20 protein-coding genes, 3 pseudogenes, 1 riboswitch and 1 other annotated feature are annotated in these 19,809 nt (G+C 46.2%); of the genes and pseudogenes, 17 read left to right on the forward strand and 6 right to left on the reverse strand.

Annotated features, from left to right (window positions below):
• Positions 1–233: 233 nt before the first annotated feature.
• From G4V62_RS13305 to G4V62_RS20355, 3 genes and pseudogenes are all read left to right on the forward strand, one after another.
• Positions 234–683 carry a hypothetical protein gene (locus tag G4V62_RS13305; RefSeq protein WP_165203000.1) on the forward strand — a complete coding sequence of 150 codons (450 nt, stop codon included), beginning with the start codon at positions 234–236 and terminating at the stop codon, positions 681–683.
• 60 nt (positions 684–743) lie between these two features.
• Positions 744–951 (forward strand) — a binding site (T-box leader).
• A 51-nt stretch (positions 952–1,002) separates the two neighbouring features.
• Positions 1,003–2,684: pseudogene (argS, locus tag G4V62_RS13310) on the forward strand (arginine--tRNA ligase).
• A 218-nt stretch (positions 2,685–2,902) separates the two neighbouring features.
• On the forward strand, positions 2,903–3,028 hold the full coding sequence (locus G4V62_RS20355) for a hypothetical protein (protein WP_281359531.1): 126 nt from the start codon (positions 2,903–2,905) through the stop codon (positions 3,026–3,028).
• 399 nt (positions 3,029–3,427) lie between these two features.
• Here the strand turns inward: G4V62_RS20355 and G4V62_RS13315 are convergent, their stop codons facing one another.
• Entirely contained in the window at positions 3,428–4,474 is a 1,047-nt protein-coding gene (locus G4V62_RS13315) for an NADP-dependent oxidoreductase (RefSeq protein WP_165203002.1), read from the reverse strand.
• A gap of 125 nt (positions 4,475–4,599) precedes the next feature.
• Between G4V62_RS13315 and G4V62_RS13320 the strand changes: the two genes are divergently transcribed.
• Positions 4,600–5,115: a GNAT family N-acetyltransferase gene (locus tag G4V62_RS13320; protein WP_165203077.1), complete on the forward strand. Its 516-nt coding sequence runs from the start codon at positions 4,600–4,602 to the stop codon at positions 5,113–5,115.
• Here G4V62_RS13320 and G4V62_RS13325 read toward each other — a convergent pair.
• Positions 5,107–7,071: a glucose PTS transporter subunit IIA gene (locus tag G4V62_RS13325; protein WP_165203004.1), complete on the reverse strand. Its 1,965-nt coding sequence runs from the start codon at positions 7,069–7,071 to the stop codon at positions 5,107–5,109. The two genes, G4V62_RS13320 and G4V62_RS13325, sit on opposite strands and share 9 nt — an antisense overlap.
• 278 nt (positions 7,072–7,349) lie before the next feature.
• Between G4V62_RS13325 and G4V62_RS13330 the strand changes: the two genes are divergently transcribed.
• The gene (locus tag G4V62_RS13330; RefSeq protein WP_165203006.1) at positions 7,350–7,682 is read left to right on the forward strand and encodes a DUF1516 family protein; all 333 of its coding nucleotides are present in this window, start codon (positions 7,350–7,352) and stop codon (positions 7,680–7,682) included.
• A 183-nt stretch (positions 7,683–7,865) separates the two neighbouring features.
• On the opposite strand, the pseudogene G4V62_RS13335 reads toward G4V62_RS13330, so the two are convergent.
• Positions 7,866–8,304, reverse strand: a pseudogene (locus G4V62_RS13335) (GNAT family N-acetyltransferase).
• On the opposite strand from G4V62_RS13335, the gene G4V62_RS13340 reads away from it, so the two are divergent.
• Positions 8,277–8,549 (forward strand): DUF1259 domain-containing protein, encoded by a 273-nt coding sequence (locus tag G4V62_RS13340; protein ID WP_312855497.1) that lies wholly within the window; start codon positions 8,277–8,279, stop codon positions 8,547–8,549. The pseudogene G4V62_RS13335 and the gene G4V62_RS13340 sit on opposite strands and share 28 nt — an antisense overlap.
• Positions 8,550–8,703: 154 nt before the next feature.
• On the opposite strand, the pseudogene G4V62_RS13345 reads toward G4V62_RS13340, so the two are convergent.
• Positions 8,704–9,803: pseudogene (locus G4V62_RS13345) on the reverse strand (citrate synthase).
• A 143-nt stretch (positions 9,804–9,946) separates the two neighbouring features.
• On the opposite strand from G4V62_RS13345, the gene G4V62_RS13350 reads away from it, so the two are divergent.
• Together G4V62_RS13350 and G4V62_RS13355 are read left to right on the forward strand one after the other, a co-directional pair.
• On the forward strand, positions 9,947–10,822 hold the full coding sequence (locus tag G4V62_RS13350; protein WP_165203010.1) for a LysR family transcriptional regulator: 876 nt from the start codon (positions 9,947–9,949) through the stop codon (positions 10,820–10,822).
• Between the two features lie 15 nt (positions 10,823–10,837).
• Positions 10,838–11,380: a GNAT family N-acetyltransferase gene (locus G4V62_RS13355; protein WP_165203012.1), complete on the forward strand. Its 543-nt coding sequence runs from the start codon at positions 10,838–10,840 to the stop codon at positions 11,378–11,380.
• 12 nt (positions 11,381–11,392) lie between these two features.
• Here G4V62_RS13355 and G4V62_RS13360 read toward each other — a convergent pair whose 3' ends face one another.
• Both G4V62_RS13360 and G4V62_RS13365 read right to left on the reverse strand, forming a co-directional pair.
• A complete protein-coding gene (locus tag G4V62_RS13360; RefSeq protein ID WP_165203014.1) occupies positions 11,393–11,737 on the reverse strand; it encodes a hypothetical protein in 345 nt (114 codons plus the stop codon).
• Positions 11,738–12,051: 314 nt separating this feature from the next.
• On the reverse strand, positions 12,052–12,828 hold the full coding sequence (locus G4V62_RS13365) for an IclR family transcriptional regulator (protein ID WP_212508785.1): 777 nt from the start codon (positions 12,826–12,828) through the stop codon (positions 12,052–12,054).
• Between the two features lie 203 nt (positions 12,829–13,031).
• Here G4V62_RS13365 and G4V62_RS13370 point away from each other — a divergent pair, with 203 nt between their 5' ends.
• The 9 genes from G4V62_RS13370 (at position 13,032) to G4V62_RS13410 (ending at position 19,765) form a co-directional block, all read left to right on the forward strand.
• Positions 13,032–13,511 carry a PTS sugar transporter subunit IIA gene (locus G4V62_RS13370; RefSeq protein ID WP_165203018.1) on the forward strand — a complete coding sequence of 160 codons (480 nt, stop codon included), beginning with the start codon at positions 13,032–13,034 and terminating at the stop codon, positions 13,509–13,511.
• Positions 13,512–13,790: 279 nt separating this feature from the next.
• Entirely contained in the window at positions 13,791–14,306 is a 516-nt protein-coding gene (locus G4V62_RS13375) for an acyl-CoA thioesterase (RefSeq protein WP_165203020.1), read from the forward strand.
• An 89-nt stretch (positions 14,307–14,395) separates the two neighbouring features.
• On the forward strand, positions 14,396–14,605 hold the full coding sequence (locus G4V62_RS13380) for a hypothetical protein (RefSeq protein WP_165203022.1): 210 nt from the start codon (positions 14,396–14,398) through the stop codon (positions 14,603–14,605).
• Between the two features lie 131 nt (positions 14,606–14,736).
• The gene (locus tag G4V62_RS13385; RefSeq protein WP_246218439.1) at positions 14,737–16,278 is read left to right on the forward strand and encodes an FAD-dependent oxidoreductase; all 1,542 of its coding nucleotides are present in this window, start codon (positions 14,737–14,739) and stop codon (positions 16,276–16,278) included.
• Between the two features lie 44 nt (positions 16,279–16,322).
• Positions 16,323–16,420, forward strand: a riboswitch (ZMP/ZTP riboswitch).
• A 48-nt stretch (positions 16,421–16,468) separates the two neighbouring features.
• The gene (locus G4V62_RS13390) at positions 16,469–17,326 is read left to right on the forward strand and encodes a bifunctional 5,10-methylenetetrahydrofolate dehydrogenase/5,10-methenyltetrahydrofolate cyclohydrolase (protein ID WP_165203026.1); all 858 of its coding nucleotides are present in this window, start codon (positions 16,469–16,471) and stop codon (positions 17,324–17,326) included.
• Positions 17,327–17,524: 198 nt separating this feature from the next.
• The gene (gene motA / locus G4V62_RS13395) at positions 17,525–18,325 is read left to right on the forward strand and encodes a flagellar motor stator protein MotA (protein ID WP_165203028.1); all 801 of its coding nucleotides are present in this window, start codon (positions 17,525–17,527) and stop codon (positions 18,323–18,325) included.
• Positions 18,312–19,064, forward strand: a complete 753-nt coding sequence (gene motB / locus G4V62_RS13400; protein WP_165203030.1) for a flagellar motor protein MotB — start codon at positions 18,312–18,314, stop codon at positions 19,062–19,064. Before motA ends, motB begins: the two co-directional genes overlap by 14 nt.
• Positions 19,065–19,292: 228 nt before the next feature.
• Complete coding sequence (locus tag G4V62_RS13405) at positions 19,293–19,496, forward strand: helix-turn-helix transcriptional regulator (RefSeq protein WP_165203032.1); 204 nt, start codon at positions 19,293–19,295, stop codon at positions 19,494–19,496.
• Positions 19,496–19,765, forward strand: coding sequence for a hypothetical protein (locus G4V62_RS13410; protein WP_165203034.1), 270 nt, complete (start codon positions 19,496–19,498; stop codon positions 19,763–19,765). The genes G4V62_RS13405 and G4V62_RS13410 overlap by 1 nt, the downstream gene beginning before the upstream one ends.
• Positions 19,766–19,809: the final 44 nt, after the last annotated feature.

Genomic DNA, 19,809 nt, shown 5'->3' on the forward strand with positions numbered 1-19,809 from the left:
TCCTGCACTTCAAAGCGTACTCGCCTCCGCATTTCTTTGTTGTCTAGCTCCGCGGTGCAGAAACTGCGAAGCAGAAATCCCCTGACTCGTGAAATGTGGGAATCCATTTCTCGGTCAGGTGATGTTCTGTTCTCCGTTTCTAAGCGTGCACCGCTCCGCATTTCTTTGTTGCATATGTTTTTTGTTTTTGGAAATGCTAGGGGCAAAGGTTTATTTTGAAGGGGTTGGTGGTGTTGTGGTGGTTTTGGATGGGTGCGCTTGCTTGGATGGGACTGGGCTTTAGTGGGAATGTTCAGGACATGAAGGGAGTGGAGCTGCCGCCTGTACGTGTTTTACACGTTGAGGATGGGGCGGAAGAGGTGTGGACGAACGATCAGCGCATTCAGAAGGAAGGTGCTCGAATGGTGGCATCAATTAAAACACACTATGAAGGTACGTTTGTTCCGCCTCAGTCAGGTATGCTTGTCCGAATTCCGTATATGCCGCCTATTGTGTTAGACGGCGTTCCTTTTGATGGTGCTGTGTCTCAAGTGGTTTTAGCCATTCCTGAAGAGGCGCCCTCGTATTTGCTGTTACGAGATTCAGAAGAACGTTGGCATGTGTGTAGCTTTTCTCATCCGATTGATCATTTGATGATCCCCACTGTTGGTGAAGCACCACTTTCATCAAACACCGTTCCTTAACATCGTTAAAAATAGGTTGACTTGATTAAAACGGCTCTGGTATGATGTTTGAAATTATATAGCCATTCGAGGAAAGAGAGAGTACTTAATGATGCGTGGTATAGCGACCGGGGATGGTGAAAGCCCGGCCATCGCATTGTTGAGGAACCGGACTCTGGAGAAGCTTACCTGAACGTTAAAGTAGGGTAGCCGCTGGCCGCGTTATCCGCCTGAAGTGGGAAAGGATTCTTTCCAAAAAGAGTGGCACCACGGCGTCCCCGTCTCTTATATAGAGGCGGGGTTTTTGGCGTGTCTGAAAGGGTGAACAATGATGAAAAACATGCATGATATGTGGCAAGGAGCGTTGTTTAATGCATTATGTGAACATGCCTCTTTTGAGGAGATTGGTCAATGGATTGAGGCTCCAAAAGATCGTGCACACGGCGATTTGGCATTTCCGTGCTTTCCTCTTGCCAAACGTCAGCGTCGCGCGCCGAGTGCGATTGCTGAAGATCTAGCCGCGACGCTCACGCACGATGAATTTGCGCGTGTTGAGGCGGTTGGTGGATATGTGAATGTGTTTTTTAAAAAGGATTCACTGAGTCGGCAAGTTCTTCAATCGATTGTTGTCCAGAAAAGCGCGTACGGTTCCTTTGTTACAGGGAAAAGCGCACGTGTGCCGATTGATTTTTCGTCACCGAATATTGCAAAGCCGTTTTCAATGGGACATTTGCGCTCAACGGTCATCGGCAATGCGTTGGCGTTGCTGGCGGAGAAAAACGGCTTTTTGCCGGAGCGGATCAATTATATTGGCGATTGGGGAACGCAGTTTGGCAAATTAATTGTGGCGTATCAACGTTGGGGCTCTGAAGCGGAAGTGCGTCAGGCGCCGATCCAAACGCTGTATAAGCTATATGTTCGTTTTCATGAGGAAGCGGAAAAGGAGCCCGAGCTGGATGACGAAGGGCGGGCGTGGTTCGTGCGGTTAGAGCAGGGGGATGAAGAGGCTGTGGCGTTATGGACATGGTTCCGTCAAGAGTCCATTGTCGCTTTTCAGCATCTGTACGACCGTTTGGGCATTACGTTTGATCGGATTCAAGGCGAGGCGTATTACAATGATCGGATGAAGGCTGTGATGACGCACTTACAAGAAGCAGGGCTGTTAGAAGAGTCGGATGGCGCACTCGTCGTTCGGTTAGATGATGAAGGTCTCCCACCTTGTTTATTCCAAAAGAAAGACGGCTCTTCACTATATGCGACGCGCGACCTAGCGGCTGTCTATCATCGAAATGAAGAGCTGTCACCGGCACGTCTTCTGTATGTCGTCGGTCAGGAACAAAGCTTGCATTTTAAACAAATTCAAGCCGTGTTAACACGCTTAGGTGTTGAGAAACAAAAGCAGCCTGAGCACGTAGCCTTTGGCTTATTGCTTTCCGACGGCAAGAAAATGTCAACAAGACGTGGCCGGGTCATTTTTTGGAGGATGTTTTAGAGGAGGCAACAGGACGCGCACTGCAGTCGATTCAGCAACGAAATAGCTCATTGGAAAACCCGCAGCAGGTGGCACAGCAAGTTGCGGTTGGCGCGATGATTTTTCACGATTTGAAACACGATCGTCGCAACGATGTCGCGTTTTCTTTGGAGGATATGCTCGCATTTGAAGGAGAAACAGGGCCGTATGTGCAGTATACGCATGCACGCGCGTGTACGCTTTTACACAAAGGAGACTGGGATAGCGGTGCGTTTGCTGTTGATCTTACAGATGAAGAGGCGTGGCCTGTTGTTAAAGCGTTAGCTGAATTTCCGAATATTGTCCAGCGCGCCTGGAACGATGCCGACCCTTCGCAAGTGGCACGTCACGCATTGGCTTTAGCGAAAGCATTTAATGCGTATTATGGAAAAGTGCGGATTTTAGGTGATAGTGAGCACGTAAAAGCCAGGATGACGCTGACTTGGGCTGTAGCGACGGTGCTTAAGGAAGGGCTTCGCTTGCTTGGCATTCAAGCCCCTGAACGGATGTAACTTTGTAAGATGAAAGAGGAGGGTTATCACGCCTTCTCTTTTTGTGTTTTTTTGCTTGACTGGAAAGTATACAAGGGTGCGCGCGCGAACATGCCAAGTGAAACAGGAGGTGTATAAGTGACCAAAAAAGTGTGACATAATTAAGATCACTTACTCAGATTTCCTCGCTCGTGCAAGGTGTATTTACACTGAACGAAAGCACTGAAGGAGGGTGAGAAATGAGAACAGAAATAAGCATCGTACTTGGGCTCGCAGTGTTACTTTCTGTATGGCTAGGGCGAAATAATATTCAGAAATATCTAGTTATTTTTATTATAAACATCATGTTAACGCACATTTGCTGATCTTAGATTTAGCGGTTGTTGATAAGTTCATTGCTCATGATGAATATGATTTAGCGTTCAATATCAACAATGAAGAGCTGATCTAGGAGTATCAGATTGAGGATAGAAGGAGGGTCTATAAGGAAAAAGGTGAAGAGCTGTATAACGCTATTGACCTAGCCAGAGCTGAAGACTATATAGGCATCGGGTTTAGACGTCTCAATTCATGTGTAACATTTGTCTGATGTTGAAGAAAAATCTCTTGAGGAGGAGCCGTTTCTCGTGATGCCGTCCCAAAAATATAGTAATTATGTTGAGGTTGTTCACGTATCGGATGCTTTAGAACAAGAAAAAGACAGGGAAAGGAACCTGTCTTTAATAAAGTGAATGATGTAGAAAAAAAGCCGGGCATTTAAGAGATTACTTTGCCGCCTCGAGCGTTCCACCTTCGTATGCTTCTGGTTCCCCTGCACGAACAAGCAGTTTGCCGGTATTTTTGCCGGTAAATAATCCTAAAAATGCATCGATCGTTTGGTCAAACCCGTCAACGATATGTTCTCTATACGTTAATGAGCCGTTTGCCAATTGCTTGGCAATATACGCTGATCCTTCGTCAAACAGATGCGCGTAATCGGAAACGATAAACCCTTTCATCATGGCGCGTCTCGTTAATAGCAATGGCTGAATACGCGGTCCGTGATCAAGCTCTTGCAAATTATAGAGAGAGATTTGGCCGCATAGAGGGATACGTGCGCCATCGTTTAACAGCTGTAGGACGGCATCAGAGACCGGTCCGCCAACATTGTCAAAATAGACATCGACGCCGTCAGGACAAATGTTTTCCAACTCTTCACTAAAGTTTTCAGATTTGTAATTGATCGCTGCGTCTACTTTGAGGTCCTTCGTTAAAAAGTGGCACTTTTCATCGGAGCCAGCAATACCGATGACACGAGCACCAGCAAGCTTAGCGAGCTGGCAGACGATGCTGCCGACGGCGCCTGCAGCGCCAGACACGACGACTGTGTCATCTTCGTCAGGTTGTCCGATGTGAAACAGGCCTACGTAAGCGGTCATCCCAGTCATGCCGAGTGGGCCGAGAAAGGCGGTCGGGGCTCCAATTGACGGATCAATTGGGCGTAATAAAGAGCCGTGGACGGCGTTATACTGCCTAAATGGAAGGTTTCCTGTGACGAGGTCACCTTTTTTAAAATCTGCATGGTTCGACGCAATGATTTCGCCGAGTACCCCGCCGGCTAACGGTTCGTTTAGTTGAAAAGGAGCGACATATGAGCGGGTGTCGTTCATCCGCCCGCGCATATAAGGGTCGACTGACAGGTAGAGCGTATGCACAAGCACTTCATTTTCTTGAATCGTTGGGATGGGCATGTCTTCGTACGAAAAATCTTCGGCGGTCGGCATTCCTGTTGGCCGACGCTTTAACACTAGCTGCTGATTGTTTGAGCTCATTCAAACCATATCCTTTCTGCGTGATGTTTGATTACTATACTAAAAGAGTGCCGGTTGTGCATTGATTTAGCTTGGGCGATGTTGTATTCTCCAAACAACAAACTTTTGGAGAAGGGAGTTGTATGATTTTGGAGTCAGAACGGCTACTTTACAAACGTTACGAGCTTGCTGATCTTCCTTTTTACTGCAAAATGTGGCAGCATCCCGACGTTGTGCGTTATATCGGAAATGGGTCTCCTAAGACAGCTGATGAGGCAGAGCGCAGTCTTCGCTATTGGGCACTGCCTTTGTATGAAGAACGACTTGGGCTTTATCAAATTATTGATAAGAAGACGAAGGCTCCGATGGGTCATGCTGGTTTAGTCCGCCAACAAGTGGAGGGGCGGACCGAGATTGAAATTGGCTACTGGCTGTTGCCGGAATACTGGGGATACGGTTATGCAAAAGAAGCTGCCTCGACGATGAAAGCTTATGGAGAGGCAGAGCTCGGACTAAGCCGATTGATCTGCCTCATTCACCCAGAACACCCTGCTTCTATCTTCGTTGCGCTGAAAACAGGGATGCACTATGAAAAAACGAGTGTGTACAATGGTCGTGACGTGCTCGTCTATGCGACAACAGGGAAAAAAGTGTTACGTTGATCGGCGCTGTGCTTCGACAATTCCTTTTTGCCGTGCTGTGACCTCACCTTGATGGAGCAAGTCAATGTTGATATGCTCGGGCAAGTTTGTAAAGATCACTGGCGTCGTCAAGTTTGCTTTGTTCGCTAGTGCGTCGAGGTCGATGCGTAGCAACGGTTGCCCTTCTTCGACGTCATCTCCTTGAGCTACAAGGGCTTCAAAGCCTTCCCCTTTAAGCTGCACCGTATCCAATCCGACGTGAATCAAAATTTCAGTACCACTTTTTGTCTTTAAGCCAATCGCGTGGCGAGTGTCGGCAAGTATCGCAACTGAGGCATGGAAAGGAGCCGTCACAGTGCCATCGGTTGGGTTAATGGCAAACCCGTCGCCCATCATTTTTTTAGAGAACGCTTCGTCTTTGACGTCTTCAAGTCGAATGAGGGTGCCCGTCAACGGTGCGGTTACGGCTGCGATATCATTTTCATTGGCAAAGCTTTGGTCGTTCGTTTGTGCAGATTGAGGTGCATCATTCAGCTGTTCGTTTGTTCTCTGCGTTGTTAAAATCCCTTCTTTAAATGCATGCAAGGCGTTATAAACAAATTCTACTTGTGTACCGACGATGATTTGCAAATTCGTTTTATTCACTTTCACTGTGCCTCTAGCGCCATGCTTTTTCAAGGCCGCTTCGTCGACTCGATCCATGTTATGAACTGTTAACCGGAGCCGTGTTGCGCAATGGTCAATCGTGTTCAGATTGTCTTTCCCGCCTAAATCTTCTAGAAAATAAGCAGCTTGTTGCTGATGCTTGTCAAATCCCTGCTTGTTTGCTTGCATATCAACCGTCCCAGGGCTTCCTGTAACAGCAAGCTCTTCATCCTCATCTTCACGCCCGGGCGTTTTTAAATCAAACTTTTTAATGACAAAATAGAAGATCCCTAAGTAAATAAAGAAGTAAATCACACCCATAATTAACAAGATATAGATGCGCGTCCCATTTAACGATTGTAAAACGAAGTCAATGGCTCCAGCGGAGAAGCCGAATCCGTGACGTACGCCGAAAATGGTCGCTAAATATAAGGCTGAGCCGGTCAATAAGGCGTGAATACCGTAGAGCACAGGGGCTAGAAACATAAAGGAATACTCGACAGGCTCTGTAATTCCGGTAAAAAATGAAGCGAACGCAAGGCTGAGCATAGCGGTTAACGTCGCTTTACGACGTCCTTTTTTGGCAGCAAGACCGATCGCAACTGCTGCGCCAGGTATGCCGAACATCATGATGACATAAAAGCCGCCCATGAAGATGCCTGCTTCCGGGTCACCCGCGAGAAACCGGCTAAGATCGCCCGTCGCGCCCTCGTACTCACCGAATTGGAACCAGACGAGTGTATTGATGACATGATGAAGACCAAGTGGAATAAGTAAACGGTTGATGAAGCCAAACAATCCAGCACCGACCGCTCCAGCTTCAACGATAGACTGTCCACCGGCTTCCACGAGCCCTTGAATAGGCGGCCACACGAAACCAAGAATCGCCGTCAAGACGATCATTACGCCGGCTTGAATGATCGGTACGAAACGCCTCCCGCCAAAAAAGGCTAGAAACTCTGGGAGCTGAATGTTATTAAAACGGTTATATAATAAACCCGCACTCACACCCGAGATGAGACCACCAAGCACGCCCATGCTGATATCCTCGCCACCAATGACAACGAGTCCAGACGATAAAATAAAATACCCGATTACCCCTGCGAGTGCAGCGGTACCGTTACTGTCTTTAGCAAAGCCTATTGCCACTCCGGCAGAAAAGATTAAGGCAAGATTATCGACAATGCTTTGGCCGGACATGCGGATAAAGCTGCCTCCGGGAACTAGAAATTCTTCCATAATCAGACCGATCCCGATTAAAATCCCTGCAGCTGGAAGCACTGCAATCGGGAGCATTAACGCTTTACCTAGCCGTTGAAGAAATGAAAGCATCGAACCCCTCCTTATAAATGTGATGAATTTATTTTATGGTTACCCTTGATGTCAATCGTCTAAAATCTTTTTTCTTTTATAACACCGGGAGATTGGTAAGTAGTATTTAAAAATTTCGCGATGATATGTGAAGTCCCTTCTTTTAAATGTGCTTAAAATAAAACGTACGGTTTTGTGAAAGGAACGCTTCCTCGTATGTTTTCTTTCCTGATCGTGGTAAAATCGAGACGAACCCCCAAGTGAACAGTGGGAGGATGTAAACGGAAAGGAGAGTTTATATGTTAGACGGCTTTATCGCGTCGCACGCAGGATCGTGGGCGTTCGTTGTTCTTCTGTTTATTCTGTCGTTTTTTATGATCCGTGTAAAATTCTTGCCGATGATTCTTCGTTTGTTTTACGTCATCATGCTTGTAACGGGTGTGTATATACTGATTCAATATGCATTCCCGATTAATTATCTCATTAAAGGGATTTTAGCAGTCATTACAATCGGCTTAATGGAAGCAACACTTGGACGTAAAAAACGTGGCGAAAATGCAAATGTCTTTTTTGTCATTTCCCTCGCTTTGCTCGTCGTAATTATTTTGCTAGGATATGGAGTTATTGGTTAAAGTAAATGAGGAAGCAGCCTTTCAATTGCAGGCTGCTTTTCACTATTTTTAGGGGGGAATGAGCCGTTTGCTATTTCCTTGATGGCTAGTAGAAGAGGAGTGATTTTTTGTACCAGGCGAGCGCACGTTTCGTTAAAATATCAAAAATTCTATAAATTCATTTATGCAATTACACTCCCGATGCTATTTGGTGCACTTGTAGGTCATCTCGACAAATTCATAAATGTCGCCATTCGTTTGCTGCTTAAATGTGCGTGTTTTTTTAAACCCCGCCTTTAGATAAACTTTAATCGCTCGTTCATTAAACGTCGCGACCGATAAGGTGATATGTTGGGGTGCGAAGGTCTTTTGTACAAACGACATGCCCGCTTGTACAAAAGACAACCCATTCCCTGCCGGTTAAATCGGGCTGCATACCTAAACCAATATCAACGGTATCTGGTGCTACGTGATTGGCGCTAAAAAAACCGATCAACTCATGTGGATTCGTCACGGCGAACATTCTGTCCCCCCGCAATTTAGCGTCAATAAACTCGGCGAAGTCCTCTTCATCTGCATCCATATCATAGAACGAATCATCACCTTCATAACGCCATTCGTAGCCGAAGCGAGTTGCACGCAGAGTTCATGTTTGAATCGTTAGATGCACAAGGCCAAGCGCTAAACCTAGGAGAGATCGTCCTGCTTGAAGAAGAAGTGCCAGCGTTCACTAGTGCGTGGGTCAGGCAAGGGATTGCCATAAGTGCATTGCATAACCATTGGCTATACACAAAACCGACGATTCTCTATGCACATTTTCAATCAGTTGAACCACCGTTGCAGTTTGCCACGAAGGTTGCTGCGGCTTTGCAGGTATTGCAACGTTAGACGATCACAACTAGAGAGCCGACGCAGTTTGGTTTGCCGTTTTTGTACTTTAAATCGCCTTGGCTAAGCCCCTTGTCCTTGTCAGCCAAGCACCGCATCCGTGTCCTTGCCAACAAACGAAACCCTGCGCGGCGGCAGGGTTTCACGTACAGTATTAAGACTGGTGTTCTGGCATGGCGCCAATATACGTTGCTTGCGGACGGATAATCCGGTTGTTTTCATTTTGCTCGAACACGTGGGCGCTCCAGCCAGCCATTCGGGCTGATGAGAACGTCGGCGTGAATAACTCAGCCGGGAATTGCAACGCTTTTAAAATCGCTGCAGCATAGAACTCGACGTTTGCATACAGATGACGCCCCGGCTTGTATTCCTGTAAAAGAGCGACTGCGGTTTTTTCGACGTGGTTGGCTAAGTCGAACCACGGGTCCCGTCCCTTTAATTCTAACGTAATTGCTTTTAAAGCCTGCCCACGTGGATCAGCGGTTTTATATACCCGGTGACCGAAGCCCATAAGGCGCTCGCCGTTTTCGATCTTTTGGCGTAACACTGTTTCAGCGTTTTCTGGCGTCGAAATTTCTTCAAGTAAATCGATGACGCCAGACGGAGCTCCGCCGTGCAAAGGACCCTTCATTGCGCCGAGGGCACCTGTGAGTGCCGAGGCAAGGTCAGATTGTGTTGACGAGATGACCCGAGCGGTAAAGGTTGATGCATTTAAACCATGCTCTGCAGTTAGGATCATATATGCATTTAAGGCAGCAACGTGTGCTTCTTCAGGCTCTTCACCATAAAGCATATACAAAAACTGTGCGGCATGCTTTAGACCGGGCTTTGGCTGAATCGGCTCTAACCCTTTCATGCGTCGATAGCGGCGGGCGATCGCTGTCGGTAGCATCGCGGTTAAAAAGAGGGCCTGCTCCTTCGTTGCTGGCCATGTATAAGATGCGTCTCCTGCAGAAGATACGGCGGTACGCGCCGCTTCCATGAGATCAAAGGCAGGCGGCAGCTCATCAATCATTTTTCTACATGTAGAGGCAGATGGGCCGCATTCGACCACGCTTCATAAAACACTTTCTTTTCATCGCCTAGTGGTAAATTCCCGTGCCATAACAGGTAGGCGACTTCTTCGTAATCCTTTTCCCGCGCCAAATCAGCTGCGAAATGCCCGCGGTAAACTAAAACCCCGTTTTTTCCATCGACTAAGCTCATATTTGTTTCTGCTGCAACGACTTGATCTAAACCATTAACAGTTGCCATGTGCTTCTCTCCTTTAATAGGGCTCCGAAAGCCACAAATATCCATAGTTCTTATTGTAACAATGCAAATTCATTCCGTATAATTAAAAAAAACGTATAGATTCATTGATTATTATAATGAATGAAAGTAAGGAGAGTCGGCTTATGCAATCTACCTGGTTAAGGACCTTTCTCGTAGCGGCGGAGCACGAGCATTTTATGAAAGCGGCAGATGTGCTGTTTATTTCTCAGCCTACGGTCACAAGCCATATTCGACACCTCGAAAAAGCTCTAGGGTGTGCTTTATTTCACAAGCATGGAAGAGGCGTGCGTCTGACGGAAGAAGGGCGACTGTTTTTGCCTCGGGCGGAAGGGATGTTGCACCAGCTAGAGGAAGGATATAAAGAGTTAAAGGATTATCGACAAGGGTATCGGCAGTCTTTGCTCGTAGCGGTCAGTCCCATCGTTGCGGAAACGAAACTTCCGTTTTGGTTAAGGGCCTTTCAGCCACAGCATCCCGAAATACGTGTGGACGTACAAGTCAAAGAATCTGATGAAATTGGACAATTAGTGGCCCAAGGAAAAGCAGATGTCGGCTTAAGTCGTATGAAAACCCAAGCGCCCACGCTTATTAATACTTTCCTTTACGAAGAGGCGATTCGCTGCATCGCACCTCATGATGGAGGCGATGCGGAGACAAGCATCCCTTTAGGTCTGCACGATTTTGTCCAGACAATGCCCGTGTTAAGTGGAAATCATCCAGAATATTGGCCGCAGCTTCTTGATAAGCTACGACAAAAATACCCCGGTTTAAGGGTCATGGAGGTTTCGCAAATTCATATTACACGGCGCTTCGTTGAAGAGGGTCTTGGTTTTTCCTTTTTACCGGAATCGGCTGTGCGTAGAGAGCTCGTCGAAGGCAGGGTGTTGAATATTCCAGTCGATGGCTTAGGCTTGCAAAACACAGAAACCTTCGCTGTTCACCGGTCGTTGGATGAACGTGCGGAACGTTTTGTCCGATGTATACAAAGGATCAAGTAAAAGGAGGTGATTCAATTGTCACAATTAAAGAAGGTAATAAACACGGAACGTCTTACACTCGTGCCTATCTCTCAAGCGCACGCTGATGTCTTGTTCACGTATTGGTCCGATGATGAGGTCACCCGGTATATGAATATCGTGCCAATGAAAAAAATCGATGAGGCAAGGCAAATGATTGAGATGCTAGATCAATATGCAGATCAAGGGAATGCTGTACGATACGCGCTCGTTTTAGGCGATGGTCAAGTCGTTGGCTCTGTTGGTTTAAACGCGATAGACACCCTGAATGACGGCGCTGAAATTGGTTATGACGTAGGGAAGCCATATTGGCGGCAAGGCTATGGGAAGGAAGCGCTCAACGCATTGATCAACTTTGCGTTTGACACGCTTCAAGTCAATCGTCTGGAAGCAAAAGTCATTCCAGACAATATGCCGTCGCTCGCTTTACTCGAAAAACTCGGGTTTGAAAAAGAAGGCTGCTTAAGGGAAAAAGAAAAAACCGAAACGGGCTATAGCGACTTATATTTGTACAGCTTGCTCAGGAAAGATCAATTGTAGTCTCTGCTTACTTTAGTATGTTGAAAAGGTTTTTGCGATTAGAATAAACAGAGCGACTACCGTAGCAACAAACGTCATTAAAGCACCTTGAACGAGGAAAAAGGTTTTGACTTTGTTTTCTCGTTTTTTTGTTCCGACATCTTTAGCAAAAGATAAATGAAGCGGAATAAAAAATAGTGAAAAACAAAAACCAATGCCTAAACCAATGAATATCACTTGAAGCCAAGCTGGAACATTCGCTTCGGTTAACGCCATAAAAGGTAATCCTAGCCAAAAACCGGCTGTAAGAACTAATAAGACAACGGTTATGAGAAATAGAAAAACATTTTTCTTCATTGTTTGTAAATAGAGCCTCATGTCTCCTCTTTTTCCAGCAAACCGATCCATCCTCGTCAATACATGATCAAGGAAGGATCGATCTCGCTCTCACAGCACTCAACGAATCATACTCCAGCTGGCGAGTTTGTATGATCTCTTCGCATGAATGTGAATTCCTTTAAACATGTCACATCAAATGCCTTAGCCCGTTGACGAACGTTTCATCCATCGTTGCTAAGCCCGCTCACTTTTTCAAAGGTTCTCTTCGATTCTCCACGCGCTTAGGCTGAAAGGTGGTTTTCAGCTTGGGAGCTGCTCAGCCTTTTCTGAAACAAAGCCTAGGAAGACGTTGTCTACACTTTGACATTTGATTGATAAAGTGATGCTGAATAGCCAAGTTCTTCGGAAATGGCGTTGGCGAAGCCTTTGACGAGCTCTACGTAAGCGTCGATTTTTTCCGGTGTAAAGCGATCGGTCGCTCCCGAGATCGACAGGCTGGCCCGCACTTCACCTTCCCCATCGAAAATCGGTGCAGCAACTGCTGAGGCACCGGGCTCTCGACCATCGATGCTCTCGGCAACACCGTTTTGCTTGATCTGTACGAGTTCATCAAATAAAGGAGCTCTGTCAAAGGGTGGGACATTCTCGTGTAAGATCGCAGAAATAAATGAATCTGACTGGTGCGCTAGCAGGGCTTTTCCGGCAGCTCCGCGCCAGAGCGGCAGCTTCGTACCGATTTTGACCCAAACCCTTACGTCGTGTTCTCCTTCACTCTGTTCCAAACACATGCGTTCCCTTCCATCGATCATAAATAAATTGACCGTTTCCTTCGTAATGTTGCGAAGTTCGTCCATGAATGGGCGGGCACAATCACGCACCGTGAGAGATTGTGCTGCTGTCATGCCTAATATATACATCTCTTTACTTAAATGATACGAGTTCGTTGTTTCTTTATAATTTATCATATTTTGTTGCGCCAACAAATGTAACAGACGTGTCGCTTCGTGCTCGCTTAAGCCTGTTTTTTCGGCAACGCTCTTGGCGGTGAGATCAAAATCATGTGGTTCAAATGCTTGTAACACATGGACGACCGCGTGAATGGTTGGTTCATGCATTTCCTTCATGGTCATGCCAATCCTTTCTATTTCTTAGTACTTATGTACAGTTGCTCGTTGTCTAAAGAGTGACATGTAAAAGAGGAGCCAACTATTCTTTTCCCCTTTTTTCCTCTTTTATAAACTAAAGTGAGGAAATCTGTGGTTAAAATCGGTGGGAAATTCAAATAGTAAGGACATGTTTGTGCATGTTTTTAACAAGTAAAGGAGCGGCATCGATGTTCGCTAATCTTTTTGGAAGAACGAAAGCTGATCATGTCCTGGCGCCGATGACTGGAGAAATTGTTCCGCTGGAAAGTTTGTCTGATCCAAAGTTTTCTCAAAAAATGATGGGAGACGGTGTAGCCATTCAACCTGATGACGGGTTTGTCGTCTCGCCGGTAGATGGCAAAGTTACGGAGTTGTATATGACTCATCATGCGTTCGTTATTAAATCAAAGTCCGGCATCGAGTATTTGATTCATGTTGGCTTAGATACGGTTTTTTTAAACGGAGAAGGCTTTACGGCGCATGTCATTAAAGGCGACCGTGTGTCAGCCGGGGACCTTATACTGACCGTCGATTTGGCTCTTGTGAAGAAAAAAGCAGAATCGACCGTGAGTCCAATCGTCGTTGCTACTGAAGTTAAAAAGCTGATCGGTCATATTGGGCAAAAGGTGACCCGTGGTGAAACGGAAATGATGTATGTTGAAAAATAGCGGCTAACAGAGAGATTGACGGAAAATAAGCAAGCGTAAAGATAAAATCAAACAGACAGCCGGTTTGATGATCATCATCGTAGAGGCAAGAGGGCGACAATGAATGATGACGACAAAGAGCGGTGTATGAAGCCAATGGTTCACTCGTTGCTAAATGAATGTCAATACGCTCTCCACAAAGGCTCTTTTCATGTGTATCATAAACGTAGGTTCCTTGATTGTCTCAAGGCACTCTCTGTTTCACACGATCGCTCGACAATAAACGAAGGAGAGATATTGATGCAAAACAGGCCGGTGAAAGCGTGTTCCGATTCACGTGTCGTGAAAACCGTCCGTATTTTCCCAATTGATACGAATAGTCACGGCACGATGTTCGGTGGAAAGCTACTAAGTTATATGGATGAAGTGTCATCAATGTCTGCGTCAAGACATAGCCGCGGGGACGCAGTCACCGCCTCGATGGATTCTGTCGACTTTCTATCGCCGATTCGTTTAGACGATGCAGTAACGATCGAGTCGTACGTCACGTGGGTCGGTACGTCCTCAATGGAAGTGTTTATTAAAGTAACGGCTGAAGATTTAAAAACGGGAGTGTCACGACTTGCCAACACTGCTTTTCTAACTTTTGTTGCTTTGTCCGATGATGGTCGCAAAAAGGTCGTTCCGCTCATCCGTCCTGAAAGTGATGAAGAAAAAATGCTATATCAAGCGGCAGAAAAAAGGGCGGGACAACGAATCGAAAGGCGCCAGGAAAGCCGGGCATTTGCAAATACGTTGGCGGCTTCTATTAAATAAACAATGATTGTGAGATTTGTCCGTCTATTTTTAAGACCGCATGCATAGATGTAAAAGAGAACCGATTTTACATCAAAGGAGACTATAAATTGGCAACGGTGAATGTATATCGAATCAGTAGTGCATGCTTTCTCGTCATCAGCTTTTTACTTCTATTACGAGCAGTAATGTATGCTGAAGGCTCTCCGTTGTTAGCAGGAAGTCTAGGCGTGCTCGCGGTCGTCCAGTTTATGATCGGACGAGCTTTATATGATGCAGCAGCGTTTTCATCCGTGCAAAAGCGAGTCACAAATGAATAAGTGTGCCGTTTAAGTTGATCCCGAGCAGCGTTGTCGTTCGGGGTTTTTGCATTTCAAGCTGAGGTGTTGCTTAAATCGTTATAATTTCATCTCGCATCGGTCAAGCTAGGGAAAAAGAAAGTGGGATGTGTATGACACAAGAATCACAGCAATGGCCGCAAAAGCCCTTGTCGTTATGGCGCGACGCTGCTAGGCAAACAACACAGCACCCACCACTACAGCAGTCTGAGACTTCTGAAGTGGTGATCATCGGGGGCGGTCTCACCGGTTTGACAACAGCTTATTTACTTGCGAAAGAAGGAAAAGATGTCGTTCTACTTGAGGCAGGGAGGTTGATGACTGGAACGAGTGGTCATACGACAGCCAAGGTCACCGTCCAGCACGATCTCATTTACGATGAGTTTCTAGCCCATTTCGGTCATGATGCGATAGAGGCGTACTATCGAGCCAATGATGAAGCGCTTCGTTGGATGAAGGCGTTGATCGCGCAGCATCAGATTGATTGTGATTGGACAGAAGAATCGGCATACTTGTACACGAGTCAAGCGTTGTCTGTGGATAAGCTTGAACGGGAAATGAGAGCGTATGATCGACTGAATATTCCGGGACAGCTTGTTCGCCAAGGCCTTCCTGACTATATGCACGCAAAATTAGCGCTGATGGTTCCAAATCAGGCGCATTTTCATCCGGTCAAATATGCGGCGTTTTTATTAACTGAAGCTGAACGGATGGGCGCACGTATCTATGAGCAGACGACTGCGATGAAGCTTACAGACGAGCAGCGCCCCGTCATCACTTGCGACAATGGGAGCACGGTTACGGCAGATCACGTCCTGATTTGTTCCCACTTCCCGTTCATCGACCAAGGTGGCTTTTATTTTACCCGAATGCACGCTAGTCGATCGTATGTACTGGCACTTGAGAGCCCGACACCCCCACCACAAGGCATGTTTTTAGAGGTTGACCCGCCACAGCATTCGTGGCGCGCTGCAAACAGCACAGATGGGACACCGCTGCTATTATTAGGCGGAGAAGGACATAAAACAGGTCAAGGGTTAAATACGCATGAGCCGTACGAACAGTTGCTCAACTACGCTAAAAAAACTGTTGGTGTGACAAACGTTCATTACCGCTGGTCTGCACAAGACTTAATAACGAGCGATAAAATGCCTTATGTTGGTCCAATTACGAGAAGTCATCCAAATATTTGTATCGCTACTGGGTTCAGAAAATGGGGGATGACCAACAGTACGCAAGCGGCGCGACAAATGGCAAGGTATGTGACAGAAGGAAAGGCGTTTTTATCCGTAAGTGTACCGAGTCGCTTCAAGGCAGATCCCTCCCTTAAGCATATGGCACGGGAAAACGCGGATGTCGCCAAACACTTTGCCCGCGGGAAATTCGGTCTGGTCGCCAAAACCCCTGCAGACGTAAACAAAGGTGAAGGGGCTGTCGTCCGGTATCAAGGCCAACGCGCTGGTTTATATAAAGATGCATCAGGCAAGGCTTTTCTCGTGGATACGACATGTACTCATTTAGGCTGTGAAGTCGATTGGAACGATGGCGATTGTGCTTGGGAGTGCCCGTGTCACGGTTCGCGATTTGCACCAACGGGTGAAGTGTTAAATGGACCTGCAAAAAAGCCGTTAAAGCGTCTGTTTAATGAGGATTGACCCTTTTCGACTGGTGGTTCGTGTTTTATAATAAAGGCGACAAGGCTTTTTTCAGTGACTGGCGATGAAACGTGGAGGCTACCACGAGGAAGCTGAAAAAAAGAATTCTTCGTTTCGCGTGCCGTCCGCCTGGGCACCTGCGACCTAGAAGAATATATGGACAACATGTATCTTAGAGGAGGACGGTAGCGTGGGAGAACCAGTCATACTAGACGGAAGAAAAGTAGCACAAGCTATTCGGGAGGATGTCAGTGAGCGAGCAAGCCATCTCAAGCAAGCGAAAGGGATCACACCTTGCTTAGCAACGATCCTTGTCGGGGATGACCCTTCTTCAGCAACATATGTGAAAATGAAGGGGAAAGCGTGTGAAAAGGTTGGTATCGATTCAAAGAAAGTAACCTTGCCAGCAGACATTACGCAAGATGATCTCATGTCGACCATTCAATCACTAAACGATGACCCTGCCATTAATGGAATTTTATTGCAACACCCAATTCCCTCACATTTAGATGAGCGGGCAGCGTTTGAAGCGATTGATCCGGAAAAAGATGTAGATGGCGTTACGAGTGCTTCATTCGGACGCACAGGTCTCGGATTTGGACAATATCCTTCCTGCACGCCAGGAGCGATTATTTCCATTTTAGATTATTACGATATTCCTTTGGAAGGAAAGCATGCCGTCGTCGTAGGACGCAGCCCTATCCTTGGCAAGCCTGTATCTTTGTTGCTTTTGAACCGAAATGCGACAGTGACGATTTGCCATTCTCGGACTGTAGACGTCGCAGCGAAAGTGGCTGAAGCGGATGTGGTTGTAGCAGCCGTAGGTAAACCTGAGTTTGTCAAAGGACATTGGATCAAAGAAGGTGCAGTAGTCGTTGACGCTGGATACAATCCAGGCAACATCGGTGATGTAGAGTATGACGCGAGCTATCAAAAAGCGAGTGCCATCACGCCTGTTCCTGGTGGCGTAGGACCAGTTACGATTGCGACGCTATTAAAGCAAACGATGGAATCCGCTGAAAAATCAGCTGGATTAAATAAATCATAGACGACTTACCCCCAAAACGCAGTCACGTAAACCTGCCTTTGGGGGTTTTTTTGTGTCGTGAGATCATTAGGTCTCTTCATACGGCTTGTGCAAAATGCATTGGCAAGAAATGAAATTTACCGCGCAAATGTGCTTCAAATCTTAGCGTTCAATGTCGATATATATAGGGTAGAAGACAGACGCAAAGGTGATGAAAACATGGATAAAACTTCACTGATAGGAATATTTCTCGGCTTTATAGCAATCGCGCTCGGTATGGTTTTAAAGGGTGTAAGTCTTGTAGTTTTTTTAAACCCGGCGGCCATTTTAATAATTTTAGTCGGGACAGCAGCAGCGGTTTTTGTTGCCTTTCCAACCAATGAAATGAAGAAAGTCCCGAAGCTGTTCGGTATTCTTTTCAAAGAGCAAAAAATGATGACGCCTGTCGAAGTCATTGGAACATTCTCCTCTTGGACTGAGGTCGCTCGTAAGGAAGGCTTGCTCATGCTTGAGTCAAAAATCGCAGAGCTGGACGATGCCTTTCTGAAGAACGGTATGCAGATGGCCATCGACGGTCAAAATTCTGAATACATTCGAGATGTTTTAAGTGAAGAAATTGATGCAATGGAAGAGCGCCATGCAGGCGGCGCACAAATTTTCTCCCAAGCCGGTACGTATGCTCCGACGTTAGGTGTACTCGGTGCGGTCATCGGTTTGATTGCCGCACTCGGTAATATGAGTGACATTGATAAGCTCGGGGAAGCGATTTCTGCGGCCTTCGTTGCAACGCTTATGGGGATTTTTACGGGATACGTACTTTGGCACCCGTTTGCCAATAAATTAAAACAAAAGTCTAAGGCAGAGGTTAAAGTGAAAGAGATGATGATCGAAGGCATTTTATCTTTAATCGAGGGAGAATCACCTAAAGCGCTTGAGCAAAAGCTGACTTCCTATCTGTCTGAACAAGAAAGAAGCGCAGTAGGGGAGAAAAAAGGAGCAATAAGCGATGACGCGGCGTAAGAAAAAGAAAGAATCTAATCATGTCGATGAATCGTGGCTAATTCCGTATGCAGATTTAATGACATTGTTGTTGGCTTTATTTATTGTGTTATTTTCCTCAAGCAGTATTGACGCACAAAAGTTTCAGCATATGTCAGAAGTGTTTTCCGATGTTTTCACCGGCGGAACAGAGATGATGGAATACTCTGCCGCTTTTCCTAACACGACGACATTAACGGGCAAGGATCCAGAAGGGCGCTCTGAAGGGGCGAGTGCCAGTGAGTTGGAAGAGCTAGGCGCATTAAAAGAAAAGATTGACCAGTATATCGGAGAGCAAGGGTTGACAGGTAGCTTTCAAACGTCATTAAGTGAAGAAGGCCTCTTATTGAAAATTGAAGACAGTATACTTTTTGAATCAGGTCATGCACAAGTGAGCCCAGAGTACTATAAATTAGCCGAAGAAATATCGGGTTTACTAGTGATGGATCCACCAAGGCAGATTATTATTAGCGGTCATACCGATAACGTTCCGATTGGAAGTGCGCCATTTGAGTCCAACTGGGAGCTGAGCGTTATGCGGGCAGTTAACTTTATGAAGCTACTCGTGGACAATCCAGCCCTCCAGCCTCAATGGTTCAGTGCAAAAGGCTTTGGCGAATTTCATCCTGTTGCTTCAAATGACACGGCCAGCGGACGGCAAGAAAACCGTCGGGTAGAGGTTTTAATTCTTCCAAGGACGTCAACGACTAGTTCTCCTTAAAACTCAGCCTGTTGACAAACGCATTCATCCGTCGTTGCTCGGCTCGCTCGTCCTCTCATGAACTTAGGTTCAATTTGGGAGCCGAACTGAATCAGAATTGCGACCACTTCTACCTTAAGAAGTGGTATTTTTTTACTCGTAATGTAAACAATCATTGACATTATGACAAAAAAAGTTTACATTATATAAGACGTTTATCGTCATTTCAGCTGAAGGGGTGGGATACGAATGCTAAGAAATCGTGTGCGTGAAATGCGGGCACGTCATTCACTAACCCAAACTGAGCTCGCCCAATTAGTCGGCGCGACGAGGCAAACGATTGGCATGATCGAAAAAGGGGATTACGCCCCGTCAGTCGCTTTAGCTTTAAAGATCGCACATGCGTTTCGAGAAAACCTGGAAGCAATTTTCTGGTTAGAGGAGGAGTCCTGATGCTTGAAAGGTTTATTCGTTCCCCATTTCAGGCGGCTTTTGTTCTTTTTCTAGTGATGTCTAATGTGTATCTGGCTTATAAACAGGTGGTCTGGGTGCTGATTTTTTCTTTAATCGCATTTGTGTACGTCGCTTTATATGTAATGCTCATCGTGATTTATAACCGACAGCAGCCAAAAAGGCGCATTTCGTTTTTGTCGTTTGTCCCTTATGAATTGCACGAACTTGATGAAGGCCAGCAATGGGTCGTGAACAAAGCCTTGCCGTAAAGTGTATATTTTTTTCTATTTTGCAATTCCGACCTCTGCGGCGA

It is taken from the genome of Litoribacterium kuwaitense, from assembly GCF_011058155.1.
GTDB classification, from domain to species: Bacteria; Bacillota; Bacilli; order Bacillales; family DSM-28697; genus Litoribacterium; species Litoribacterium kuwaitense.